23 protein-coding genes and 1 tRNA gene are annotated in these 22,914 nt (G+C 59.4%); 13 read left to right on the forward strand and 11 right to left on the reverse strand.

Going from position 1 to position 22,914, the window contains the following annotated elements:
- Positions 1-240: 240 nt before the first annotated feature.
- On the reverse strand, positions 241-681 hold the full coding sequence (locus CXF97_RS04905; protein WP_101156763.1) for a hypothetical protein: 441 nt from the start codon (positions 679-681) through the stop codon (positions 241-243).
- Here CXF97_RS04905 and trmL point away from each other — a divergent pair.
- Positions 680-1,135: a tRNA (uridine(34)/cytosine(34)/5-carboxymethylaminomethyluridine(34)-2'-O)-methyltransferase TrmL gene (gene trmL / locus CXF97_RS04910; RefSeq protein ID WP_101156765.1), complete on the forward strand. Its 456-nt coding sequence runs from the start codon at positions 680-682 to the stop codon at positions 1,133-1,135. The two genes, CXF97_RS04905 and trmL, sit on opposite strands and share 2 nt — an antisense overlap.
- A 126-nt stretch (positions 1,136-1,261) precedes the next feature.
- Here the strand turns inward: trmL and secB are convergent, their stop codons facing one another.
- Genes secB through CXF97_RS04925 form a run of 3 tightly spaced genes read right to left on the reverse strand, consistent with a single transcriptional unit; the run spans position 1,262 to position 2,473 of the window.
- Complete coding sequence (gene secB, locus CXF97_RS04915; RefSeq protein WP_016772114.1) at positions 1,262-1,747, reverse strand: protein-export chaperone SecB; 486 nt, start codon at positions 1,745-1,747, stop codon at positions 1,262-1,264.
- Between the two features lie 56 nt (positions 1,748-1,803).
- Positions 1,804-2,058, reverse strand: coding sequence for a glutaredoxin 3 (grxC, locus tag CXF97_RS04920; protein ID WP_101156767.1), 255 nt, complete (start codon positions 2,056-2,058; stop codon positions 1,804-1,806).
- Position 2,059: 1 nt separating this feature from the next.
- A complete protein-coding gene (locus CXF97_RS04925) occupies positions 2,060-2,473 on the reverse strand; it encodes a rhodanese-like domain-containing protein (RefSeq protein ID WP_101156769.1) in 414 nt (137 codons plus the stop codon).
- Positions 2,474-2,626: 153 nt separating this feature from the next.
- Here CXF97_RS04925 and gpmI point away from each other — a divergent pair, with 153 nt between their 5' ends.
- The 5 genes from gpmI to CXF97_RS04950 all read left to right on the forward strand — a co-directional run bounded on the left by gpmI (position 2,627) and on the right by CXF97_RS04950 (position 9,278).
- Positions 2,627-4,156: a 2,3-bisphosphoglycerate-independent phosphoglycerate mutase gene (gene gpmI, locus CXF97_RS04930; protein ID WP_101156771.1), complete on the forward strand. Its 1,530-nt coding sequence runs from the start codon at positions 2,627-2,629 to the stop codon at positions 4,154-4,156.
- Between the two features lie 216 nt (positions 4,157-4,372).
- Positions 4,373-5,659 carry a murein hydrolase activator EnvC gene (locus CXF97_RS04935; protein ID WP_101156773.1) on the forward strand — a complete coding sequence of 429 codons (1,287 nt, stop codon included), beginning with the start codon at positions 4,373-4,375 and terminating at the stop codon, positions 5,657-5,659.
- Positions 5,660-5,690: 31 nt separating this feature from the next.
- Positions 5,691-7,010: a S41 family peptidase gene (locus CXF97_RS04940; RefSeq protein ID WP_101156775.1), complete on the forward strand. Its 1,320-nt coding sequence runs from the start codon at positions 5,691-5,693 to the stop codon at positions 7,008-7,010.
- A 2-nt stretch (positions 7,011-7,012) separates the two neighbouring features.
- On the forward strand, positions 7,013-7,789 hold the full coding sequence (locus CXF97_RS04945) for a divergent polysaccharide deacetylase family protein (RefSeq protein ID WP_101156777.1): 777 nt from the start codon (positions 7,013-7,015) through the stop codon (positions 7,787-7,789).
- Between the two features lie 115 nt (positions 7,790-7,904).
- Complete coding sequence (locus CXF97_RS04950; protein WP_101156779.1) at positions 7,905-9,278, forward strand: Vps62-related protein; 1,374 nt, start codon at positions 7,905-7,907, stop codon at positions 9,276-9,278.
- On the opposite strand, the gene CXF97_RS04955 is transcribed toward CXF97_RS04950, so the two are convergent.
- Positions 9,259-10,014 carry an ABC transporter substrate-binding protein gene (locus tag CXF97_RS04955; RefSeq protein ID WP_101156781.1) on the reverse strand — a complete coding sequence of 252 codons (756 nt, stop codon included), beginning with the start codon at positions 10,012-10,014 and terminating at the stop codon, positions 9,259-9,261. The genes CXF97_RS04950 and CXF97_RS04955 overlap by 20 nt on opposite strands.
- Positions 10,015-10,299: 285 nt before the next feature.
- Here CXF97_RS04955 and CXF97_RS04960 point away from each other — a divergent pair, with 285 nt between their 5' ends.
- Positions 10,300-11,787 carry a serine protease gene (locus CXF97_RS04960; RefSeq protein ID WP_101156783.1) on the forward strand — a complete coding sequence of 496 codons (1,488 nt, stop codon included), beginning with the start codon at positions 10,300-10,302 and terminating at the stop codon, positions 11,785-11,787.
- Between the two features lie 61 nt (positions 11,788-11,848).
- On the opposite strand, the gene hisF is transcribed toward CXF97_RS04960, so the two are convergent.
- The 6 genes from hisF to CXF97_RS04995 form a co-directional block, all read right to left on the reverse strand.
- Complete coding sequence (gene hisF, locus CXF97_RS04965; protein ID WP_007897430.1) at positions 11,849-12,619, reverse strand: imidazole glycerol phosphate synthase subunit HisF; 771 nt, start codon at positions 12,617-12,619, stop codon at positions 11,849-11,851.
- A 9-nt stretch (positions 12,620-12,628) separates the two neighbouring features.
- On the reverse strand, positions 12,629-13,366 hold the full coding sequence (gene hisA / locus CXF97_RS04970; RefSeq protein WP_003220753.1) for a 1-(5-phosphoribosyl)-5-[(5-phosphoribosylamino)methylideneamino]imidazole-4-carboxamide isomerase: 738 nt from the start codon (positions 13,364-13,366) through the stop codon (positions 12,629-12,631).
- Between the two features lie 42 nt (positions 13,367-13,408).
- On the reverse strand, positions 13,409-13,669 hold the full coding sequence (locus tag CXF97_RS04975; RefSeq protein WP_011332018.1) for a DUF2164 domain-containing protein: 261 nt from the start codon (positions 13,667-13,669) through the stop codon (positions 13,409-13,411).
- Positions 13,670-14,308, reverse strand: coding sequence for an imidazole glycerol phosphate synthase subunit HisH (gene hisH, locus CXF97_RS04980; protein ID WP_016772124.1), 639 nt, complete (start codon positions 14,306-14,308; stop codon positions 13,670-13,672).
- The gene (hisB, locus tag CXF97_RS04985) at positions 14,308-14,901 is read right to left on the reverse strand and encodes an imidazoleglycerol-phosphate dehydratase HisB (RefSeq protein ID WP_016772125.1); all 594 of its coding nucleotides are present in this window, start codon (positions 14,899-14,901) and stop codon (positions 14,308-14,310) included. The genes hisH and hisB overlap by 1 nt, the downstream gene beginning before the upstream one ends.
- 273 nt (positions 14,902-15,174) lie before the next feature.
- Positions 15,175-16,839, reverse strand: coding sequence for an OFA family MFS transporter (locus CXF97_RS04995; protein WP_101156787.1), 1,665 nt, complete (start codon positions 16,837-16,839; stop codon positions 15,175-15,177).
- Positions 16,840-17,469: 630 nt separating this feature from the next.
- On the opposite strand from CXF97_RS04995, the gene CXF97_RS05005 reads away from it, so the two are divergent.
- From CXF97_RS05005 to CXF97_RS05030, 6 genes are all read left to right on the forward strand, one after another.
- Entirely contained in the window at positions 17,470-19,686 is a 2,217-nt protein-coding gene (locus CXF97_RS05005) for an AsmA family protein (protein WP_101156789.1), read from the forward strand.
- Entirely contained in the window at positions 19,683-20,750 is a 1,068-nt protein-coding gene (gene mutY, locus CXF97_RS05010; protein ID WP_101156791.1) for an A/G-specific adenine glycosylase, read from the forward strand. The genes CXF97_RS05005 and mutY overlap by 4 nt, the downstream gene beginning before the upstream one ends.
- The gene (locus CXF97_RS05015; RefSeq protein ID WP_101156793.1) at positions 20,747-21,019 is read left to right on the forward strand and encodes an oxidative damage protection protein; all 273 of its coding nucleotides are present in this window, start codon (positions 20,747-20,749) and stop codon (positions 21,017-21,019) included. The genes mutY and CXF97_RS05015 overlap by 4 nt, the downstream gene beginning before the upstream one ends.
- Before the next feature lie 91 nt (positions 21,020-21,110).
- Positions 21,111-21,186, forward strand: a tRNA-Phe gene (locus tag CXF97_RS05020).
- A gap of 126 nt (positions 21,187-21,312) precedes the next feature.
- On the forward strand, positions 21,313-21,660 hold the full coding sequence (locus CXF97_RS05025) for a hypothetical protein (RefSeq protein ID WP_157830858.1): 348 nt from the start codon (positions 21,313-21,315) through the stop codon (positions 21,658-21,660).
- Positions 21,661-21,839: 179 nt separating this feature from the next.
- Positions 21,840-22,898 carry a YhcG family protein gene (locus tag CXF97_RS05030; RefSeq protein WP_101156797.1) on the forward strand — a complete coding sequence of 353 codons (1,059 nt, stop codon included), beginning with the start codon at positions 21,840-21,842 and terminating at the stop codon, positions 22,896-22,898.
- Positions 22,899-22,914 lie beyond the last annotated feature (16 nt).

Raw genomic sequence — 22,914 nt, forward strand, 5'->3', positions numbered from 1 at the left:
ATCCACTCTCACGTGGCTGCTGCCACCGGTAGGTGGTTTTACTGGCATGTTTTTCATCCTTGAAAAAAGTCGCCCCTGACAGTCGTGCAAGGGACGAACGCTTTCGGCATCCTGCCGGGTTAAAAGAGGATCGCAAGATAGCCTGTGCAAGCACTGAAGGAGAGTGGAAAGACAGACAGGCGCAGTGGGAAACGACGTCAAAAAGCGTAGGGGTACTCGAGAAGGACGGCAGGAGTGCGATCAGTTCGTTTGCAAGCGGATCTCCAGCCGCCAGCGGTCGTCGACCTCGCTGCCGACCCACTCGCCTTTCAGCGGCCGTGCCGCCAGCACGGTCAGCAGCAAGCCACCATCGCTCTTGCGCGTGCGCCAGTTGACGTCCCGGCCATTGAGTTTCAGCTGACCTTTTTGCGCGTGCCCTTCAGCCTGAAACAGCAGCGCGACGCTGCCGTCGATGATCTCGCCATGCAGCTTCGGTTCGTTGTTGAACCACACCACCAGGCCGCCATCGGTCACCTCGACCTGCTGCAGCACGCTGGGGTCCGGCGTGGTCAGACGGCCGATCATCAGCCCCACCATCAGGCCGACAATCGCCAACGAACCGATCACCCGCGGGAATAGTTTCGAACGGTTGTCCACAGGCGGCGTAGAATGCCGCTCATCTTTACCTTCGGAGCCGTGCATGTTTCACGTCATCCTTTTTCAACCAGAAATTCCGCCGAATACCGGCAACGTTATCAGGCTGTGCGCCAACAGCGGCTGCCACCTGCATTTGATCGAACCGCTGGGTTTCGAGATGGACGACAAGCGCCTGCGCCGCGCCGGTCTCGACTACCACGAATATGCCACGCTGCAACGCCATGCGGACCTCGCCAGTTGTCTGGAAAGTCTCGGCAATCCACGCTTGTTCGCGTTTACCACCAAGGGCTCGCGGCCGTTTCATGACGCGGCGTTCGTGTCGGGCGATGCGTTTATCTTCGGCCCGGAAAGCCGCGGTTTGCCCGCCGAGGTGCTCGATGCCCTGCCCGCCGAACAGCGCCTGCGGCTGCCGATGCGCGAAGGCTGCCGCAGCCTGAACCTGTCCAACACCGTTGCGGTCGCCGTTTACGAAGCCTGGCGGCAGAACGACTTCAAATAACGATGCATAGCAAATGTGGGAGCGGGCTTGCTCGCGAAAGGTGCACCAGATGACATCACTGTCGCCTGACACGCCGCCTTCGCGAGCAAGCCCGCTCCCACATTGGACTTGCGTCAACGCTGGTATTTACTGAACGGTTGGCGTCTCGCCGCTTTCCTGCATGCGCTGCAGCTCTTGCGCGTATAGAGCGTCGAAGTTCACCGGGGCCAGCATCAGCGCCGGGAACGAGCCACGGGTGACCAGGCTGTCCAGGGTTTCACGGGCATACGGGAACAGAATGTTCGGGCAGAACGCACCGAGGGTGTGGCTCATCGAAGCCGCGTCCAGGTTCTTGATCAGGAAGATACCGGCCTGTTGTACTTCAGCGATGAAGGCCACTTCTTCGCCGTTTTTCACGGTCACGGAAAGGGTCAGCACCACTTCGTAGAAGTCGCCTTCCAGCGCTTTCTGGCGAGTGTTCAGATCCAGACCGACCGCCGGATCCCACTGCTGGCGAAAGATCGCCGGGCTTTTCGGGGCTTCGAAGGACAGGTCGCGTACGTAGATGCGCTGCAAGGAAAATTGCGGTGCGGTTTCTTCTTCGCTGGCTGCAGTGTTCTGTTGGTCAGTCATCTCAGATCCTTATCGATCTTGGGTCTTTAGGGAGTGCTGTACGTGGGTGCAGCCGTTCAGCCCTTGAGCAGCGCGTCGAGTTTGCCGGCGTGCTCCAGGGCGTACAAATCATCACAACCGCCGATGTGCTTGTCGCCGATCCAGATCTGCGGCACGGACGTGCGCCCGGCCTTTTTGGTCATTTCGGCGCGCAGCTGCGGCTTGCCATCGACCTTGATCTCTTCGAAGGCCACGCCTTTGCTGGCGAGCAGGTGCTTGGCGCGCGAGCAGTAAGGGCAGTAATCGCTTGAGTAGACGACGACGTGGCTCATATCACTTCACCAATGGCAGGTTGTCGCCTTTCCAGCTGGAAATCCCGCCGGACAGCTTGGCGGCGGTGAAGCCGGATTTCATCAGTTCGCGGGCGTGGGTGCCGGCGGTCTGACCGAGGGCATCGACCAGAATGATGGTCTTGGACTTGTGCTTTTCCAGCTCGCCGGCACGGGCAGCCAGTTTGTCCTGCGGGATGTTCACCGCTCCGACGATGTGGCCTGCGGCGTAATCCTTGGCCGGACGGATGTCTACCACCACGCCTGCATCTTTATTGACCAGTGCGGTCAGCTCGCCGGTGCTCAGGCTTTTACCGCCGCCCTGCATCGTATGCGCCAGCAACAGAGCCAGCAGTACGACGAAGATACCGACAAGAATGTAGTGGTTAGTGGCAAATTCAATCAGGTGAGCAACCATCGAAGGAGGTTCCAGGGCGTTAAAATGTCGGCCAGTATACACAGCCACTATGGTCGGCCAAACCCCGTCCGGCGGTGACGTGGTCGGAACTTCGCTTTAAACTCCAACTCCGTTTTGCATCGCCCTCTTCTTTATCAGCCACGAGTGGATTCCATGACGACTACGCCCAAACCTTTGGTCCTGATGATTCTCGACGGCTTCGGTCACAGCGACAGCCCCGAATCCAATGCCGTGTTCGCGGCGAAGAAACCTGTCCTGGATCGTCTGTGGGCCACGGTGCCGAACGGCTTGATCTCGGGCAGCGGGATGGACGTCGGCCTGCCGGACGGCCAGATGGGCAACTCCGAAGTCGGCCATATGAACCTCGGCGCCGGGCGCGTGGTGTATCAGGACTTCACCCGTGTGACCAAAGCGATTCGCGATGGCGAGTTCTTCGAAAACCCCACCATCTGCGCCGCTGTGGATAAGGCCGTGGCCGCCGGCAAGGCCGTGCACTTCATGGGCCTGCTGTCGGATGGCGGCGTACACAGCCACCAGGATCACCTGATTGCCATGGCCGAACTGGCCTTCAAGCGCGGCGCCGAGAAAATCTACCTGCACGCTTTCCTCGATGGCCGCGACACGCCGCCAAAAAGCGCTGCCTCGTCGATCGAACTGCTCGACGCGTCCTTCCAGGCACTCGGTAAAGGCCGGATCGCCAGCATCATTGGCCGCTACTTCGCCATGGATCGCGACAACCGTTGGGATCGTGTCGCCCAGGCCTATAACCTGATCGTCGATGGCAAGGGCGAATTCAACGCCGCCACCGCTCAGGAAGGCCTCGAAGCCGCTTACGCCCGTGGCGAAAGCGACGAGTTCGTCAAAGCCACTTCCATCGGCGAGCCGGTCAAAGTCGAAGACGGTGACGCCGTGGTGTTCATGAACTTCCGTGCCGACCGCGCCCGCGAGCTGACCCGGGTGTTCGTCGAAGACGATTTCAAGGAATTCGAGCGCGCCCGTCAGCCGAAACTGGCCGGTTTCGTCATGCTGACCCAGTACGCCGCAAGCATCCCGGCACCGTCGGCCTTCGCCGCCGGCAGCTTGGAAAACGTCCTCGGCGATTACCTGGCGAAAAACGGCAAGACCCAGCTGCGCATCGCTGAAACCGAAAAATACGCTCATGTGACCTTCTTCTTCTCCGGCGGTCGCGAAGAACCATTCCCGGGCGAAGAGCGCATCCTGATTCCGTCGCCGAAAGTCGCCACCTACGACTTGCAGCCGGAAATGAGCGCACCCGAGGTGACCGACCGCATCGTCGATGCCATCGAAAACCAGCGTTACGACGTGATCGTGGTCAACTACGCCAACGGCGACATGGTCGGCCACAGCGGCGTGTTCGACGCAGCGGTCAAAGCGGTCGAATGCCTGGACACCTGCGTCGGGCGCATCGTTGAAGCTCTGGAAAAAGTAGGCGGCGAAGCACTGATCACCGCCGACCACGGCAACGTCGAGCAGATGGCCGACGAATCCACCGGCCAGGCGCACACCGCGCACACCACCGAGCCGGTGCCGTTCATCTATGTCGGCAAACGCGACCTCAAGGTGCGTGAGGGTGGCGTACTGGCGGACGTAGCGCCGACCATGCTGATGCTGCTGGGCCTGGAAAAACCGACAGAGATGACCGGCACTTCCATCCTCGTATAAACGCCGCTAATCCCTGTGGAGGCGGGCTTGCTCGCGAATACGATGGATCAGTCGATATCAATGTCGCCTGACACAGCGCTTTCGCGAGCAAGCCCGCTCCCACAGTGGATTTTGGTGTTTTTCTGTCCAGTTATCACACAGCCCCAATTGGGCGTTTTTTTTGCAGCCTCGGGCGGGCATACTAGGCCGTCCCTTACCCTGGTGCCGCCCGCCCCTATGCTTCGCGTCCTGATCGCCCTTGCTCTGACCTGTCTGCTCCAGCCGGCCTTCGCCGACGAGCGCGCGCAAACCCAACAGCAGTTGGACGCCACGCGTCAGGACATTGCCGAGCTGAAAAAGCTTCTGGGCAAGTTGCAGGAAGAAAAATCCGGCGTGCAGAAAGAGCTCAAGGGCACTGAAACCGAGATGGGCAAGCTGCAGAAGCAGGTCGACGCCCTGCAGAAAGAACTGCAGAAAAGCGAATCCGAGCTGCAGCGGCTCGATGCAGAGAAAAAAAAACTCCAGAGCGCGCGCACTGAACAGCAGCGACTGATCGCGATTCAGGCCCGTGCGGCCTATCAGAACGGTCGTCAGGAATATCTCAAGCTGCTGCTCAATCAGCAGAATCCCGAGAAATTCGCCCGCACCCTGACCTATTACGATTACCTGAGCCAGGCTCGCCTGGAGCAGCTGAAAAACTTCAACGAAACCCTGCGCCAACTGGCCAATGTCGAAAAAGACATCGGCCTGCAGCAGGCGCAGTTGCTGGTACAGAAAAGCGATCTCGACACTCAACGCGAAGCCCTCGAGAAAGTGCGCAAGGAGCGCCAGCAGGTTCTCGCCAAACTTAATGACGACGTGAAAGCCCGCGACCAGAAACTCGCCGCCCGCGAGCAGGATCAGGCAGACCTGTCTAAAGTCCTTAAAACCATTGAAGAAACCCTGGCCCGTCAGGCTCGTGAGGCAGAAGAAGCGCGACAGAAAGCGCTGATCGCCCAGCAGGAAGCGGAAAAAAAGCGCTTGCGTGAGGCGCAGGCTGACACCAGCGACGCCCCACGAAAACCCGCCAGATCAAGCCCCGGCGCGCTGGTATCGAGCAGCGGTGAAACGTTTGGCGGGCCTTTTGCTGCAACCCGGGGAAAACTTCCGTGGCCGGTTGATGGTCGATTACTCGCACGCTTCGGTGAAAGCCGCGGCGACGATGCCCGAACCAAGTGGGACGGCGTGATGATCAGCGCCTCCGCCGGCAGTCAAGTGCATGCCGTCCATGGCGGTCGCGTGGTGTTCGCCGACTGGCTGCGCGGTGCCGGGCTGCTGGTGATCCTCGATCACGGCAACGGTTTTTTGAGTCTGTACGGCCACAACCAGACGCTGCTCAAGTCGGCGGGTGATGTGGTCAAAGCGGGTGAGTCGATCTCCACTGTCGGTAACAGTGGCGGTCAGGACACGCCAGCGCTGTATTTCGCAATTCGTCAGCAGGGTCACCCGAGTGATCCGGCGCAATGGTGTCGTGCGCAAGGATAAGCGCCGCATCTAATTCAGGAGTTCGTTCGACATGCTGCATTTGTCCCGCCTTACCTCGCTGGCCCTGACGATCGCTCTGGTGATCGGCGCGCCTCTGGCGTTCGCCGCGCAACCGGCACCGGCCGTGGCTCCGGCAGGCACTGCTGCAACCGCCAAGGCGCCACTACCGCTGGAAGAGCTGCGTACTTTCGCCGAGGTCATGGACCGGATCAAAGCCGCGTACGTCGAACCGGTGGACGACAAGACCCTGCTGGAAAACGCGATCAAGGGCATGCTCAGCAACCTTGACCCGCATTCGGCCTATCTCGGCCCCGAAGACTTCACCGAGCTGCAGGAAAGCACCAGCGGTGAGTTCGGCGGTCTGGGCATCGAAGTCGGCGCCGAGGATGGCTTCATCAAGGTCGTCTCGCCGATCGATGACACCCCGGCGTCGAAAGCGGGTATTCAGGCCGGCGATTTTATCGTCAAGATCAACGGCCAGCCAACCCGCGGCCAGACCATGACCGAAGCCGTCGACAAGATGCGCGGCAAGATCGGCCAGAAAATCACCCTGACCCTTGTGCGCGATGGCGGTACGCCGTTCGACGTGACCCTGGCGCGTGCGGTGATTCAGGTCAAGAGCGTCAAGGCACAGCTGCTCGAATCGGGTTACGGCTACATCCGCATTACCCAGTTCCAGGTCAAGACCGGTGACGAAGTCTCCAAGGCGCTGGCCAAGCTGCGCAAGGACAACGGCAAGAAGCTCAACGGCATCATTCTCGACCTGCGTAACAACCCGGGCGGCGTGCTGCAATCGGCGGTGGAAGTGGTCGACCACTTCATCACCAAAGGCCTGATCGTTTACACCAAGGGCCGCATCGCCAACTCCGAACTGCGCTTCTCCGCGACCGGCAAGGACGAAAGCGAAGCAGTGCCGATGGTCGTGCTGATCAACGGCGGCAGCGCTTCGGCTTCGGAAATTGTCGCAGGCGCCCTGCAGGACCAGAAACGCGCTGTGGTCATGGGCACCACCAGTTTCGGCAAGGGCTCGGTACAAACCGTGCTGCCGCTGAACAACGACCGCGCATTGAAAATCACCACCGCGCTGTACTTTACGCCCAATGGCCGTTCGATCCAGGCCCAGGGCATCGTCCCGGACATCGAAGTGCGCCGCGCGAAAATCACCAACGAAGTCGACAGTGAATACTTCAAGGAAGCCGATCTGCAAGGGCACCTGGGCAACGGCAACGGCGGCGCCGACAAACCGAGCGGTTCGGCTGGCAAGGCCAAAGCCATGCCGCAGGATGACGATTATCAGCTCGCCCAAGCCCTGAGCCTGCTCAAAGGGCTGAGCATCACATCCGGCCGTTGAGGATGTCGCTGCGTTTTCTGTTCGTTCTATTGTGCTGTCTGGCGGGTACTGTTCACGCAGAGCCCGCCAGCCCGAAACCACCCAAAGCCTACCTGACGCTGATCATCGATGACCTGGGGCAGAACCTGCCCCGGGATCGTCGCGTGCTCGCCCTGCCCGGCCCGGTGACCACCGCGATCATGCCGGATACGCCGCACGCTACCGAGTTTGCCCGCGAGGCCCATCGCGCGGGCAAACTCGTCATCCTGCACATGCCAATGGACCCGGCCACCGGGCCGTATGCCTGGCATCCGGAACTGCCGATCGAAGAGCTGCAGAAACGCCTGAATGCGGCGTTCGAAAAAGTGCCATTCACCGCCGGCATCAACAATCACATGGGCAGCCGCATGACCGCGCAGCCAGCGGCGATGGCGTGGTTGATGGCTGAGTTGCAGCGCCGGCACAAGTTCTTCGTCGACAGCCGCACCAGCGCTCAAACGGTCGCCGCGCAGCAGGCGCAGAAAATCGATCTGGCGAGTGTCTCGCGAGACGTATTCCTCGATGACGAACGTACCGAAGCGGCGATCGCCACTCAGTTGCAAACCGCGATCGCCCTGGCCCACAAACAAGGTTCAGCGGTAATGATCGGCCATCCGTATCCGCAGACGCTGGCGGTGCTCGAGCGCGAGTTGCCCAAGCTGAAGGCGCAAGGCATCGACTGGATCGATATCAGGCAGATGATCAGCGTGCGCAGCAACCGTGCCATGGCTGGCCATGGCAAGGACGGCGTTTACCGGTAACACCCGGTCACCTTGCAATACATAGTTACCACCGAACGCCCCGCCTCGTTCCGGATAGTGAGACCTGCAACAGGTCGCGGCTCCTTTGAGTCGCTTTCAACTATCAGGAGTGCCTATGACAAGCAATGCCCCGATCATCCCGCCCGTTGGGCGAGCTGAACCGATCCGCATCGATAACCTGCTGATCAACTTCACAACAGAATTCCTGCGCATCTGGGATACCGACGGTGTGTCGTCCAGACCTGCGTCGTTCTGGCGCCCGACCCCGGCTCCCGACGCGCTGCCCGGTTATTTCCCCTTGGGCGATGTCGTCACCAGAGGCGTTGGCAACATCAATGGCGAACGAGTGGTGGCGGTGGCTTGTGAGGCAGATATCGCCAGCACTGACCCCACCAAGGGCCGGGCGCTGCGGCGTCCCGATGATTATGAGCTGGTCTGGAAGGATTCCGGGTCAGGCTCAAAACGAGATCTGTCGATCTGGCGACCGCTGCCTCCTGCAGGCTATGTGGCGCTGGGGTCGGTGTGTTCGAATGATCATGAAAAACCTTCGCTGAACGCGGTCCGCTGCGTTCGTGCAGACCTGGTGATCGCTTCGAATTCAAGCGAGTTGATCTGGGACGACAAAGGCAGCAAAGCCCGGCAGCGCATCAGTAGCTGGAGCGCCGTTCCTCCAGCGGCTTCACCGGGCGAGGTCTATTTGGCATCGGGCAGTTTTTTCAGCTTGAGTGACTACACCCGACCTGCCAGTTTCCCCGTCTATTGCTTGCGCTTGCAGATTGGCCTGCAGCTTTACACACGCCCATCGCCACCGATTCTCTGCGGGGAAACGCCGACCCCTGTAGACGCAGTGGACGATCCTACTTACAGCGCCGTTCTGCCCTGGTTCACGGTTAAGGATCCGCGTTACACCGTCGCCGAGCAGTTGCGTGATTCACCTTCCTACCTGCTGGAACGCAAGGATCGGTACGTGCTCGTCGGACACGCACGCAACAGTGGCAACAACAGTCAGATATTCAGATGGACTGCGCCTCGCGCTCAACGCACTGCCGGCTTGCGGACTTTCACCCAAACGACTTCCGTCGAATTCGGCGCCCAATGGAAAACCGGTCAGCACAGCGCGCTGATGTTTTCCGCACGCCTGGGCCATGATTTCACCCAATGCGAAGTGCATGCGAATGATTGGCTCAATACGGCGGCAATCGAAGTGGTTGCGGTGGTGGACAAAAACCGCTCAGTGGCGGCCTATCTGGTGCAGAGCGATTACAGACTGGTGCGCGCCGACGGCACCTCAGTGACGGACGGCTTCAGCTACACCGATGGCAATAGCCTGCACATCAGCCAGTACGCGGCAACCGAGCCCGAAATCATCGTCGCGCCAGATACGGAGGCAGTCGAAGATCAGGCTGTGCAGCCGTCTCTGAGCGAGAACGAAATCAGCGCCCCGCTGCCAGAGCCCGACCCGTCCGCCGCTACAGATAGCGCGCCATGATTTCATCGACCACGCCTTCTTTGCGCAGTTGATCCAGCGCGGTCTGAAGCTTGTTCACCACCTCATCGGAAACGTCCTTGTTCAGCGCCAGGTACAGCTCGGCGCTGTTGAAGCGCAGCACGGTCTTCAGACCGGTCACGCCATCCTGCCGCGCCAGATAACGGCCGGCAGGATCACCCGTGGCCCACAGATCGATCTGGCCGTTGACAAGTTTTTTTGCATTGTCCTGATCACGCAGCACCACGATCGGCTTCAGGCCCTGCTTGGTCAGCGTTTCGGCAATCGCGTCACCCTTGTAGGCGCCGATCTTGTACTTGCGCGCATCATTGAGCGTCTCGAGAGTGATCTTGCTGTCAGCCTTGGCCAGCAGGATCCAGTCATCCGGGCCGATCGGGCCGACCCACTTGAACAGTTTTTCGCGATCGGGCAGGCGCGCCATGACGAAGGCCCCGTAGCCGGGATTTTCCAGCGCGAGTTTGTAGACGCGCTCCCAGGGGAAACGCAGGGTCAGGCTGTAAGTGAGGCCGGCGCGCTGGAACATCTCGCGAACGATGTCAGTGGCAATGCCGTTGATGTTTTCGCCCTGAGCGAAATTCTTGCCGTTTTTCGCCATGTTGTACGGCGGGAAGTTTTCGGTGAGCAGCACCAGATCGGTGGCGGGACTGGTTTCGCCCCGGGCATTGCTGATGAGCAACAATGAGGCGCTGGCGAGAACAACAAGCAGGCGTTTGATCATGTCGGGCTACCGGAATCCATGGCGTGCCCAAGAGTGCCTTGGGTGCGCCATGCTGTCCACTGGCCTGTATGAAATCAATGCGCCTCGGCCCAATCGGGGGCGGCGATAAGATATTCCTTCGGCGGGCCTTTCTTAACTACGCCAACAACAAACAGAGTTGAAACTCCTGGCAATAACCACATGACTTACATTTGGCTACAGCACAAATAACATAACAATGAAAGATTCAAATTAGAGTAATTGGAACCAGGCTTTATTATTTCACCCCTCGACTAAGGATCGGTCATGAACTACACATCAAAAATAACAGCAATTATTGCCTTTCCGGCAATCATCTTCGCTCTAACGTCTTGTTCATATGCAGTTCCTGCACCTGCAGAGCCGGTTCTTTTGAACAATTCTCTTGGCCAGAATAATCACTTGAATGGTATTGGACAGATCTTCAAAGGAGACCTTCGCTATTGCACGGCTTTTCTCGTCGACAGCCGCGACTCTGAAAATAACGCAAACGGCCCGGCGTATATCCTTACCAACGGACATTGCGCGTCCATCTGGATTGGAACGGTCGCGGATCGTTCCTATGAGGGCCAGATACAATTCAATTACTTTCAAGACACGCAGCTGGAGGGCAGGCGTTACGACATCCAAAAGATCAACTGGGCCAGCCTGGCCGGCACCGATGTAGCGGTCATGCAATTGAACAGTTCGCTGCAAGCGGTGATCGCCGCCGGCATCAACCCGCTCAAGGCGGCGCCCAAAGCACCTGAGCAACTCACCCAGGTCACGGTTATCGGCGCGCCCTCAAGTGCGCCGGGCCTGAGGCTCTCGTCCTGTACTCAAGAGCCAGCAAACACGACACTGATCAAGTATCTGACCGTTCATACCGATTACCAGAAACAGGATTGCAAAGGCATTGAACCGGGGTCATCCGGTTCTCCGGTCATTGATATCGCTACGGGAGAAGTTACCGGCGTCCTGTCGGGAACCACTTATGGGATATCAACGGGCGACCTGTGCTTTTGGCATGGACTTTGTGCAAAGCCTGATCGCCGAGCCGTTTTGCCTGATCAGGCCAGCCAGAGTTTCCCGATCGATTATCTGATGCCCTGTTTTTCTGAAGGTCGCTTCAACATGAATGCGCCTGCCTGCTCGCTAAAGCCTGAATTCAATTTCAGAGCCAGAACCAACTCAGACGTTACGCTTTATAAAGCACCTCAGAAGGAATACGAAAAGAGTCCAGCCTGGGACGTGAACTTTTCAATGAGCACGAAATTCTTTCGATTCAAAACCGTGCGCGACGCCCATGCCTGTTACCTGCCAGAAGATTACAGCAACCCGATCAATCTCAGCACCGGCCTTGTTGATGCACCGATCGGCAGCATGGCAGGCTTATATTATCTGTGCCTGGTGGGTGTCGACTCAGTTGAGCAACAACTCATCGCGGGCGAATTACGCAACACACAAATTCTGCCGGCGCGGCTGGTTAATCCAGGCGGGATTTCACTGTCTGAACCGGCGCCTCACATCAAGCACGGCGCTGAAGAACTGCTGATCGAATATCGTCAAACCACCGATCGCAATATCTGGACTCAGATATACGTCGGGGCAGTCGATTCAACAGACTGCGCCGGCATCGATTCGAGAAGCTACACCAAGATAGGCGACAGCTTTCTGGTACCCAACGAAGCCCTGCCGTTGACGCTGTGCAGCTACACCATGGATCGCGACTTCAATACCTCTGCCGTGCGCACAGAAATACTGCAAAAACCTTGACCCGTCGGGCGGCAAGCAACCCGCATGGGTTTGCGCCCGACCGTGTTCAGACTCAACCTGATCAGCGCATCACGATGCCGCGATGCGCCATGTAAGCCTTGGCTTCCTGCACGGTGTATTCGCCAAAGTGGAAAATACTCGCCGCCAGCACCGCACTGGCGTGGCCTTCAAGAATGCCGTCAGCCAGATGCTGCAGATTGCCGACGCCGCCGGAGGCGATCACCGGAATGCCCAGCGCGTCGCTGATCGCGCGGGTCACGCCGAGGTCGAAGCCGTTCTTCATGCCGTCCTGATCCATGCTGGTCAGGAGGATCTCGCCGGCACCGAGGCCTTCCATTTTCTTCGCCCACTCGACTGCGTCGAGGCCGGTCGGCTTGCGCCCGCCGTGGGTGAAGATTTCCCAGCGCGGGGTTTCGCCGGGGCCGGAGACTTTCTTGGCGTCGATGGCGACGACGATGCACTGCGAGCCGAAATGCTGCGCAGCTTCGCCGACGAACTCCGGGTTGAACACAGCAGCGGTGTTGATCGAGACCTTGTCCGCGCCGGCATTGAGCAGGTTGCGGATGTCCTGCACGGTGCGCACGCCACCGCCGACGGTCAGCGGGATGAACACCTGACTGGCCATGCGCTCGACGGTATGCAGCGTGGTGTCACGACCGTCGACGCTGGCGGTGATGTCAAGGAAGGTAATCTCGTCGGCACCCTGCTCGTCGTAGCGACGGGCGATTTCCACCGGGTCACCGGCGTCGCGGATGTTCTCGAACTTCACGCCTTTAACGACCCGGCCGTTGTCCACGTCCAGGCAAGGGATTATGCGTTTGGCCAGCGCCATGGTCAGTCCTCAGCCTTGGTACGAATCGCAGAAAGCTTGCGCTTCGGCGACGTCGAGGGTGCCTTCGTAAATCGCCCGGCCCGTGATCGCGCCGATAATGCCCGGTGCCTTGGCGTCGAGCAGCGACTTGATGTCACCCAGGTTGTGGATGCCGCCGGAAGCGATCACCGGGATCTTAGTCGCCGCAGCCAGCGCAGCGGTGAACGGTACGTTGCAGCCCTGCATCATGCCGTCTTTGGCGATGTCGGTATAAACGATCGACGAGACGCCGTCGGCTTCAAACTGTTTGGCCAGGTCAATGACCTGCACGGTGCTGATTTCCGCCCATCCATCGGTGGCGACGAAGCCGTCTTTGGCATCCAGACCCACGATGATCTTGCCCGGAAAGGCGCGGCAGGCCTCAGCGACGAACGCCGGATCCTTAACGGCTTTGGTGCCGATGATCACGTAGCTCACGCCGGCCTTGACGTAGTGCTCGATGGTTTCCAGCGAACGGATGCCGCCACCGATCTGGATCGGCAGGGTCGGGTAACGCTTGGCGATCGCGGTGACCACTTCACCGTTGACCGGCTGGCCTTCAAAAGCACCATTCAGATCGACCAGATGCAGACGACGGCAACCGCCCTCCACCCACTTGGCAGCCATGCTCACCGGGTCATCGGAGAACACCGTGGAATCTTCCATGCGGCCCTGGCGCAGACGTACGCAAGCACCGTCTTTGAGATCGATAGCGGGAATAATCAGCATCTGGCAAACCTTAAAATTGGAATGTTCAGCTTGGCTCGGGAATCAGTTTTTCTCGAGCGCCCACAGGTCGCTTTCGATGCTTTCAAACCGTTCCTTGAGGTGGGTCTGCACATCGAAAATCGCCCTGTTGTAATAGTGCGGAGCAATCTCGCGGGTAAACAGCTCAAGAATTTCCGCCGCCTCGAACGAACCCAGATCCAGTTCGAAACGGTCTTCCATGAACCGCTGAATCTTGCGATTGGCCTCGCTCTCCTGCTCGGGAGTGAGGGTCAGAATCGGCGGCTTGGATTTCTTGACAGCCATTTACCAGCGACCGTCCCACGCAGCGAAGTTCTGCAGCAGTTGCAGGCCGTGGGTATGGCTTTTCTCCGGGTGGAACTGCACGGCGAAACGCGAACCGTCGGCCAGCGCTGCGGCGAAATCGACACCGTAATGACCGCTTCCCACCACCTGACGCGCATTGGCGGCGGCGATGTAGTAGCTGTGCACGAAGTAGAAACGCGCCAGATCCGGGATGTCATGCCACAACGGGTGACTGATATTCTGCTTCACCTCGTTCCAGCCCATGTGCGGGACCTTCAGGTGCTCGCCGTCTTCGTGCAGATCCTTGCCGAAGAATTTCACCGCGCCTGGAAACAGGCCGATGCAGTCGACGCCGGCGTTCTCTTCGCTGGTATCGAGCAGGGCTTGCATGCCGACACAAATGCCGAGGAACGGCCGATCCTGGCTGACCTCACGGACCAGCGAATCGAAACCCAGGCGACGGATCTCCGCCATGCAATCGCGAATCGCGCCAACGCCCGGGAAGACCACGCGGTCGGCTTCGCGAATCACGTTCGCATCGCTGGTGATCAGCACCTTGCCGGCGCCGACATGCTCCAGGGCCTTGGCCACCGAGTGCAGGTTGCCCATGCCGTAGTCGATAACTGCAACCGTCTGCATTACAAAACGCCTTTGGTCGAAGGCATCTGCCCGGCCATGCGCTCGTCCAGCTCGACGGCCATGCGCAGCGCGCGGCCGAAAGCCTTGAACACGGTTTCGATCTGGTGGTGAGTGTTGGTGCCGCGCAGGTTGTCGATGTGCACGCTGACCAGCGCATGGTTGACGAAGCCCTGAAAGAACTCCTGGAACAGGTCAACGTCGAAGCCGCCGACCGTGGCGCGGGTGTACGGCACGTGCATCTGCAGGCCCGGGCGACCGGAGAAATCGATCACCACGCGCGACAGCGCTTCATCGAGCGGCACGTAGGCGTGGCCGTAGCGACGGATGCCTTTCTTGTCGCCAATGGCTTTGGCGAACGCCTGGCCGAGGGTGATACCGACGTCTTCCACCGTATGGTGATCGTCGATATGCAGATCGCCCTTGCATTCGATATCCAGATCGATCAACCCGTGACGGGCGATCTGATCCAGCATGTGCTCAAGAAAAGGGACACCGATATCGAATCGGGCCTTTCCGGTGCCATCAAGGTTGATCGAGGCTTTGATCTGGGTTTCCAGAGTGTCGCGCTCGACAGACGCCTTACGTTCGGCCATCACCAGCTCCGCAAAATCATTGGGCGAAAAAGGCAGCCATTATAGGCACGCAGGAAGCAAACAGAAACACGAGAGGTGAGATGGTTGACGGATAGAATGCCCGGCGGTCGCGGGTAGACATGTCCATACAAGCCAGTACAGGCATGCCAGAAACAAATGTGGGAGCGAGCCTGCTCGCGAATGCGGTACGCCAGCCAACATTGATGTCGACTGGTGCTCCGTCTTCGCGAGCAGGCTCGCTCCCACAGGTTCGGTGTTTATTCAGCCAACACCTTAGTGAAACAGTACCGCCGTCTTCTGCAGGGTCACCCACACACCCCACGCCAACGGAATACCCACTACCAGCCATGCCGCGATGGCCAACGGCTTGCTGCCCGGCGCGGCTTTCCATTCCAGAACGGTGCTGGCATCAGCACCCTTGTCGTGGCCCAGCGCTTGTTCGGCGGCAAGTTCAGCGTCGGTCATGAAGTACTTGTCGGCTACCGGGCGCACCATCAGGTTGCACAGGAAGCCCAGCACCAGCAGGCCGGCGAGGATGTACAGAGTGATGTCGTAAGCGGCAGCGCGCTCAACGCCGATGCTCAACTGATATTCACGCAGGTAGTTGACCAGCACCGGACCGAGTACACCGGCAGCAGCCCAGGCAGTCAGCAGACGACCGTGGATCGCACCGACCATCTGTGTACCGAACAGGTCGGCCAGATACGCCGGAACGGTGGCAAAACCACCGCCGTACATCGACAGGATGATGCAGAACGCCGCCACGAACAGCGCAACGTTGCCCAGATGGCCCATGTTCGGAATCAGCGCGTACAGGGCAAAACCCAGGGCGAAGAACACGAAGTAAGTGTTTTTGCGGCCCAGGTAGTCCGAGAACGAAGCCCAGAAGAAGCGGCCACCGATGTTGAACAGGCTCAGCAGGCCGGTAAAACCGGCGGCAATTGCGGCGATCGAAGCCAACTGACCGGCGTCGAGTTGACCGAACGGCACGTCAACGCCTAGCAGCTTGCCGCCGAACACTTCCTGCAGCAGCGGCGAAGCCATGCCGAGGATGCCGATACCGGCAGATACGTTCAGGCACAGCACCAGCCACACCAGACGGAATTGCGGAGTTTTCCACGCTACATTCACGTGAACGTGACGGTTGGTGATCATCGCGTTGGAAGCTTTCTTCGCCGGAGCGGTCCAGCCTTCAGGTTTCCAGCCGGTTGGCGGCACGCGGTAGGACAGTGCGCCACCGATCATGAACACGAAGTAGATGGCTGCCATGGCCACGAAGCTCTGCCATACGCCCACGCCTTCTGGCGAAGCGAAGTGGCTCATCAGTGCCGTCGCCAATGGTGCGCCGACCATCGCGCCGCCACCGAAGCCCATGATCGCCATGCCGGTCGCCATACCGCGCTTGTCCGGGAACCACTTGATCAGGGTCGACACCGGCGAGATATAGCCCAGGCCCAGACCGATACCGCCGATCACGCCGGAGCCGATCCACATCAGCCAGATCTGGTGGGTATAGATACCCAGCGCGGAAATCAGCAGACCGCCACACCAGCACAAGGCCGATACAACGCCAGCCTTGCGTGGACCGGCGTGTTCCAGCCAGCCGCCCCAGATCGCTGCCGAGCAGCCGAGGAAGATGAAGAACAGCGTGTAGATCCAGCCGAGCATGGAGATCGGCCAGTCGCAGTTCGACGAAAATACCTGTGCGATGAAGCTCATGTCCGGCGCGCAAGCCACCGGCGCGGTAACGCCGAGTGCCTTGGACAGCGGCAACCAGAACACCGAGAAGCCGTAGGCCATGCCGATGCACAGGTGAATGGCCAAAGCGGCCGGTGGAACCAGCCAGCGGTTAAAACCGGGCTTGGCGATGATGCGTTCCTTGGACAGGAACGCAGGCTGATCGGCTTTGAGGCCGTCCGCCGTGATGCTCGTGCTCATTGTGTATCCCCCAATTGTTAGTATGGTTCGCCAGCCACTGCTCACCCTCGGCCTTATGCACGCAGGCATGACCGTTTTTTGAGGTGAAGCTCCTTGAAGGCGCGACGTTAAGTCGCAGACGGGCGGACGAACTGGCGAAGGTTACCATTCTCAGGTGACAGAAAAACCAAACTGATATCACCTTTTTTCTGTCAGCTGCGTCCGTCCCCTGAAGGAGCTGCGGAACGCTGCGATCTTTTGATGTATTTGAAAAATGCCAAAATCAAAAGATCGCAGCGTTCCGCAGCGCCTACAGTCGGCATTTCAACGGGGTTACCATGCCGGATGTTGTTGAGGTGTCTGACGACAGATATATGCATTTGGTACTTGTCCCATTTATGCGTGCGAAAAGTTACCCATCGCCTCGGTGTGGCTGAACAGCGGGTGAACCAAGCGCCGAAAAAGGCGTCGCAAACGGGGGCCTGATTGCGCTTTCCGGCGCCAGCCGGGCACCCTCAAACACAGACGCCGGTGGCAAAGTGGCAGGTACCGTTGCCGACCCTCGGCAGATGACGCCACACCGAACCGGGTGCCGGCAGCGCTATACTCCCCGGCCATATGACCAATTCGACTAACTACAAGGACTCGCCCATGAAAGCGTTCGGCAAAATCCTGGGTCTGGTACTTCTCGGGCTGTTGCTGATCATTGTGGCGGCAGGCTTTGCCCTGACCCACCTCTTCGATCCCAACGACTATAAAGACGAGATCCGCCAGATAGCCCGCGACAAGGCCCACATCGAGCTGACGCTCAATGGCGATATCGGCTGGAGCCTGTTCCCATGGCTCGGCCTGGAATTGCACGAAGCCAGCGTCGCCACCCTGGCCAAACCTGCCGAACCGTTCGCCGACCTGCAGATGCTCGGCCTGTCTGTGCGCGTGCTGCCGCTGCTGCGCCGCGAAGTGCAAATGAGCGATGTGCGTGTCGAAGGCCTGAACCTGCGCCTGAACCGTGACAAGAACGGCCACGGCAATTGGGAAGACATCGGCAAGGTGCCCGTTGCGCCTGGCACGACCACGCCGGCAAAAACCGACGCGCCGGCCAGCGAACCGACAGTTGCCGTGGAAAAGCCGGCCCAGCCGATCCGCCTCGACATCGACAGCCTGACCGTCAACAACGCCCGCGTTGAGTACACCGACGAGTTGACCGGCAAGCAATTCAGCGCCGAAAGCATTCAGTTGAGCACCGGCCCGGTCCACGACTCGACCAATATTCCGGTAAAAGCCACGGCGTTTCTCGGCACCAATCAACCGGTGCTGCGTGTGCGTACCGAACTCAGCGGCGAGCTGCGCTTCGAACGCGCCGTGCAGCGCTACAAGTTCGAAGACTTGAAGCTGTCCGGCGAACTGGCCGGTGATCCGCTGCAAGGCAAGACCATGACTTTCTCGGCGCAAGGGCAGCTATTGCTGGATAAAGCCGCGAACGTCGCCGAATGGACCGGCATCAAGATTTCCGCCAACCAGCTGCGCGCCTTGGGCGAGCTGAAAGCCAACGACCTCGACAAGACCCCGCAGATCACCGGCGGCATTTCCATTGCCCAATTCGATCTGGCGAAATTCGTCGACAGCGTCGGGCAGACCTTGCCGGCCATGGCCGAAGGCAGTCTGAGCAAGGTCGAACTGGTCAGCCGCATCGCGGCCACGCCCACCAGCGTCGCCTTCGATAACATCAACCTGAAGCTCGACGACAGCAGCATCAGCGGCCGTATCGCCGTCGAAGACTTTGCCAAGCAATCGTTGCGGATGATCCTCAAAGCCGACACCTTCAACGCCGACCGTTACCTGCTGCCGAAATCGGCGCAGGCCAACAGCGCCACGCAGACGCGTCAGGCCGAAGTCGCCAGCACCGAGGCCGGCGCCGTGGCAGGCACCACGCCGCTGCCGGACAAACCGAGCAAAACCGCCTGGAGTACCGAGCGCCTGCTGCCGGTCGAACGCCTGGCCAAACTCGATGTGGACGCTGACCTGACCTTCGGCCAATTGACCCTCGACAAGTTGCCGATCGACAACGCCGCGCTCAAGGCCAGCGGTCAGGGCGGCCTGTTGACCCTGACCAATCTCAGCGGCGACTTGTACAACGGTGGATTTGTCGCCAACGGCACGCTCGACGTGCGCCCGAGTGCGCCGGTGTTGAATCTGCAGACCCGACTCAATCGCGTTCCCGCAGAAAAAATCATCGAAAGCCAAGGCAAGAATCCGCCGGTCAAAGGTCTGGTGACACTTACCAGCAGCTTCACCGGCAGTGGCAACAGCCAACAGGCGCTGATCGATACGCTGAACGGCAATGCCAGTTTCGTCATCAACAACGGCGTGCTGCTCAATGCCAACCTTGAGCAGCAACTGTGCAAAGGCATCGCCACGCTCAATCGCAAAACCCTCAGCGGCGAGCCACGCGGCAAGGACACGCCGTTCGAAGAACTCAAGGGCAATCTGACCGTGCGCAACGGCGTTGCCAACAACCCTGACCTGAAAGTGCGCATTCCCGGCATGACCGTCAACGGTGACGGCGATATCGATCTGCGCGTTTTGGGTATGGACTACCGCGTCGGCATCATTGTCGAGGGCGACACCAGCGCCATGCCCGATCCGGCCTGTCAGGTCGGCGACAAATTCGTCGGTATCGAGTGGCCCCTGCGCTGCCGTGGCCCGCTGGAACTGGGCGCAAAGGCCTGCCGCATCGACAATGACCGTCTCGGTCAGGTCGCCAGCAAGATGGCTGGCAACAAGCTCAGCGAAAAGATCGACGAGAAACTGGGCGACAAAGTCAGCCCGGAACTGAAAAACGCATTGAAGGGGCTGTTCAAGCGATGACAGCGGAGCAGTTTTCCACGGCGGTGCTGGAGTGGTTCGACCGCCATGGCCGCCACGATTTGCCGTGGCAGCAGGACATCAATCCGTATCGGGTCTGGGTTTCCGAGATCATGTTGCAGCAGACTCAGGTCAGCACGGTGCTCAATTACTTCGAGCACTTCATGACAGCGCTGCCAACGGTCCAGGCACTGGCCGAAGCCCCGGAAGACGAGGTGCTGCATCTGTGGACGGGGCTGGGTTATTACACTCGCGCACGCAATCTGCAGAAGACCGCGAAGATCGTCGTCAGCCAGTACGCTGGCGAATTCCCGCGAGACGTGGAGAAACTCACCGAGCTACCGGGTATCGGCCTGTCCACCGCCGGCGCGATTGCCAGCATCAGCATGGGCCTGCGTGCGCCGATCCTCGACGGCAACGTCAAACGCGTGCTCGCGCGCTTCACCGCGCAAGAGGGCTATCCCGGCGAACCGAAGGTCGCCAAGCAGCTATGGGCCAACGCCGAGCGCTTCACCCCGCACGATCGGGTCAACGCCTACACCCAGGCGATGATGGATCTTGGCGCCACACTCTGCACGCGCAGCAAGCCGAGCTGCCTGCTGTGTCCGCTGAAGCGCGGCTGTGAAGCGCACATGCTTGGCCTGGAAACCCGCTACCCGATTCCCAAGCCACGCAGAGCCATCCCGCAGAAACGTACGCTGATGCCGATGCTCGCCAACGGCGAAGGCGCGATTCTGCTTTACCGCCGCCCGTCGACAGGCCTGTGGGGAGGTTTGTGGAGCCTGCCGGAACTGGATGATCTGGAAGATCTGCAACATCTGGCCGATCAGCACTCGCTGACCATGGGCCAGCCGCAAGCACTGCCGAGCCTGGTTCACACGTTCAGCCATTTCCAGTTGTCCATCGAACCCTGGCTAGTTCAGGTGCAGGAGGCCAGTCATCACGTGGCCGAGGCCGACTGGCTCTGGTATAACCTCGCCACCCCGCCGCGCCTGGGCCTTGCTGCCCCGGTCAAGACCTTGCTCGAACGCGCGGCCGCCGTCTTGAATGCAGGAGAATCGCCATGACCCGCACCGTAATGTGCCGCAAGTACAAAGAACAACTGCCCGCCCTGGAACGCGCCCCTTTCCCGGGCGCCAAGGGCCAGGATATTTTCGACCACGTCTCGGCCAAGGCCTGGGCCGACTGGCAGAAACACCAGACCCTGCTGATCAACGAAAAGCGCCTGAACATGATGAACGCCGAAGATCGCAAATACCTGCAGGGCGAAATGGACAAGTACTTCTCCGGCGAGGAATACGCCAAGGCCGAAGGCTACGTGCCGCCAGCCGAATAACCCGCAGATTTCGTAAGCGACGGAATTAATTTAAGAAATTTTCAAAAAGTCGTTGACGTAAATCCGAAAAACCCTTTTAATGCGCCCCGTTGCCCAGATAGCTCAGTCGGTAGAGCAGGGGATTGAAAATCCCCGTGTCGGCGGTTCGATTCCGTCTCTGGGCACCAAATACCGAAAACCCTGAATCGCAAGATTCGGGGTTTTTTTATGCTTGCGATTTAATGAGGCTGGTTTCGCACCGCTTGATCCGCGCTACCATCAGCCCCCCCTTACGGAAGAGGGTCATCCCCGCCATGAACCAGAAACGAACCCGCGTGCCCCTGCCCCATCCGCCGCCGCCCCGGGAAGGTCTGGTGTCCAGAGGACTGGCAATGATGATTTGCCTGTTTCTGATCGGTACCGGCGCGTTGCTGGGCTACTCGGCCATCGATGGCGTTATCCACGAGACGATCACCACCGCCACGCGCGGCGGGCCGGCCAAGGTCTACACCCTCGCCATGCAGCCGGGCGCGTACTGGTTTCATGTCGTACTTCAAGGTCTGTTCGGCATGTTACTGATGGCCGCAGGCCTGGCGTGGCACAGACTGACGCGCATCGAAAAACCCGCGGCCAGAACCAAACGCAAATCAGGTTCGCGTTAACGGTTGTCCTCAAGCGTACGAAATGGACTACAGACGTCAGCCCGGCAAAGCTTCGGTCCTCGGCAACGTCCTGCAATCGCCATCTCCTCTTCCTGCGGACTTCACCGTCTCCCCCGACATACTCAAACGGCGACAATCGTCATGCTTTTGCGTCTGTTCACTCTGACGCGGAAGACCCGATGAGCCAGCTCATACCTGCTGACACGCAAGACCCGAAAGTCGATTCACTGCTGGGCGAACTGGGCGAGTTGATTCGCCAGGCGCGGCAAAAAGTGCTGCGCGCGGTTGATACGATTCAAGTGCAGACTTGCTGGCAGATCGGCCGGCATATTGTCGAATTCGAACAGAAGGGCGCTCAGCGTGCGGGCTATGGGAAGCAGCTGATTGGCCTACTGGCTAGGGACCTGACCGGGCAGTTCGGTAAAGGGTTTGATGAAACCAATTTGTGGAAGATGCGCCTGTTTTATCAAAAGTTTCCAATTCGAGACGCACTGCGTCCCGAATTGAGCTGGACCCATTACCGTCGCCTGCTACGCGTCGAAAACGAGAAAGGGCGCCTGTGGTACATGAACGAATGTGCCGACCTCAACTGGTCGAGCCGCGCCCTTGATCGGCAGATCCTGACGCTCTATTACGAGCGCCTGCTCATGAGTCAGGACAAAACCGAAGTGGTCGAGGAAGCGACCACCAACATCAACGCGATGAAATGCAATCCACGGGAATTCATTCGCGATCCGGTCATGCTCGAATTCCTCGGCCTGCCCTCGGCGGGCAAAGTCAGGGAAAGCGGCCTCGAACAAGCTCTCATCGATCACCTGCAAAGCTTTCTGCTTGAACTGGGCAAAGGCTTCTCCTTTGTCGCTCGGCAACAACGCATGAGCACTGACGGCGTTGATCTCTACATCGATCTGGTGTTCTACAACTACCTGCTCAAGTGCTTCGTGATTATCGACCTCAAACGCGGCAAGCTCAGCGCCCGCGACGTCGGGCAGATGGACATGTATGTACGCATGTACGACGAGCTCAAGCGCAGCGAGGGCGACAAGCCGACTGTCGGCATCATTCTGAGCGCCGAGAGCAACGACTCGGTTGCGCGTTATTCGATGCTCAAGGGCAATGAGCAACTGTTCGCCAGCAGTTACAAAACGATATTGCCGAGCGAAGAAGAGTTACGCGCCGAGCTGAACCGCGAACAGGCGCTGATTGAAGAACGCTTGCTCACCCAATCCGCTGAATAAACCGGCTGGATTGTTC

It is taken from the genome of Pseudomonas sp. Choline-02u-1 (genome assembly GCF_002836515.1).
In the GTDB taxonomy this organism is placed as follows: domain Bacteria; phylum Pseudomonadota; class Gammaproteobacteria; order Pseudomonadales; family Pseudomonadaceae; genus Aquipseudomonas.

What these genes read in the sequence shown, in the direction of transcription:
- trmL (WP_101156765.1), top strand. Translation starts at nt 680, where the DNA reads ATGTTTCACGTCATCCTTTTTCAACCAGAAATTCCGCCGAATACCGGC.
- CXF97_RS05005 (WP_101156789.1), top strand. Translation starts at nt 17,470, where the DNA reads ATGAAAGCGTTCGGCAAAATCCTGGGTCTGGTACTTCTCGGGCTGTTG.
- hisB (WP_016772125.1), bottom strand. Translation starts at nt 14,901, where the DNA reads ATGGCCGAACGTAAGGCGTCTGTCGAGCGCGACACTCTGGAAACCCAG.
- hisF (WP_007897430.1), bottom strand. Translation starts at nt 12,619, where the DNA reads ATGGCGCTGGCCAAACGCATAATCCCTTGCCTGGACGTGGACAACGGC.
- gpmI (WP_101156771.1), top strand. Translation starts at nt 2,627, where the DNA reads ATGACGACTACGCCCAAACCTTTGGTCCTGATGATTCTCGACGGCTTC.
- secB (WP_016772114.1), bottom strand. Translation starts at nt 1,747, where the DNA reads ATGACTGACCAACAGAACACTGCAGCCAGCGAAGAAGAAACCGCACCG.
- CXF97_RS04995 (WP_101156787.1), bottom strand. Translation starts at nt 16,839, where the DNA reads ATGAGCACGAGCATCACGGCGGACGGCCTCAAAGCCGATCAGCCTGCG.
- hisA (WP_003220753.1), bottom strand. Translation starts at nt 13,366, where the DNA reads ATGCTGATTATTCCCGCTATCGATCTCAAAGACGGTGCTTGCGTACGT.
- mutY (WP_101156791.1), top strand. Translation starts at nt 19,683, where the DNA reads ATGACAGCGGAGCAGTTTTCCACGGCGGTGCTGGAGTGGTTCGACCGC.
- grxC (WP_101156767.1), bottom strand. Translation starts at nt 2,058, where the DNA reads ATGAGCCACGTCGTCGTCTACTCAAGCGATTACTGCCCTTACTGCTCG.
- CXF97_RS04935 (WP_101156773.1), top strand. Translation starts at nt 4,373, where the DNA reads ATGCTTCGCGTCCTGATCGCCCTTGCTCTGACCTGTCTGCTCCAGCCG.
- CXF97_RS04955 (WP_101156781.1), bottom strand. Translation starts at nt 10,014, where the DNA reads ATGATCAAACGCCTGCTTGTTGTTCTCGCCAGCGCCTCATTGTTGCTC.
- CXF97_RS04960 (WP_101156783.1), top strand. Translation starts at nt 10,300, where the DNA reads ATGAACTACACATCAAAAATAACAGCAATTATTGCCTTTCCGGCAATC.
- CXF97_RS05025 (WP_157830858.1), top strand. Translation starts at nt 21,313, where the DNA reads ATGAACCAGAAACGAACCCGCGTGCCCCTGCCCCATCCGCCGCCGCCC.
- hisH (WP_016772124.1), bottom strand. Translation starts at nt 14,308, where the DNA reads ATGCAGACGGTTGCAGTTATCGACTACGGCATGGGCAACCTGCACTCG.
- CXF97_RS04940 (WP_101156775.1), top strand. Translation starts at nt 5,691, where the DNA reads ATGCTGCATTTGTCCCGCCTTACCTCGCTGGCCCTGACGATCGCTCTG.
- CXF97_RS04975 (WP_011332018.1), bottom strand. Translation starts at nt 13,669, where the DNA reads ATGGCTGTCAAGAAATCCAAGCCGCCGATTCTGACCCTCACTCCCGAG.
- CXF97_RS04945 (WP_101156777.1), top strand. Translation starts at nt 7,013, where the DNA reads ATGTCGCTGCGTTTTCTGTTCGTTCTATTGTGCTGTCTGGCGGGTACT.
- CXF97_RS04905 (WP_101156763.1), bottom strand. Translation starts at nt 681, where the DNA reads ATGCACGGCTCCGAAGGTAAAGATGAGCGGCATTCTACGCCGCCTGTG.
- CXF97_RS04950 (WP_101156779.1), top strand. Translation starts at nt 7,905, where the DNA reads ATGACAAGCAATGCCCCGATCATCCCGCCCGTTGGGCGAGCTGAACCG.
- CXF97_RS05015 (WP_101156793.1), top strand. Translation starts at nt 20,747, where the DNA reads ATGACCCGCACCGTAATGTGCCGCAAGTACAAAGAACAACTGCCCGCC.
- CXF97_RS04925 (WP_101156769.1), bottom strand. Translation starts at nt 2,473, where the DNA reads ATGGTTGCTCACCTGATTGAATTTGCCACTAACCACTACATTCTTGTC.
- CXF97_RS05030 (WP_101156797.1), top strand. Translation starts at nt 21,840, where the DNA reads ATGAGCCAGCTCATACCTGCTGACACGCAAGACCCGAAAGTCGATTCA.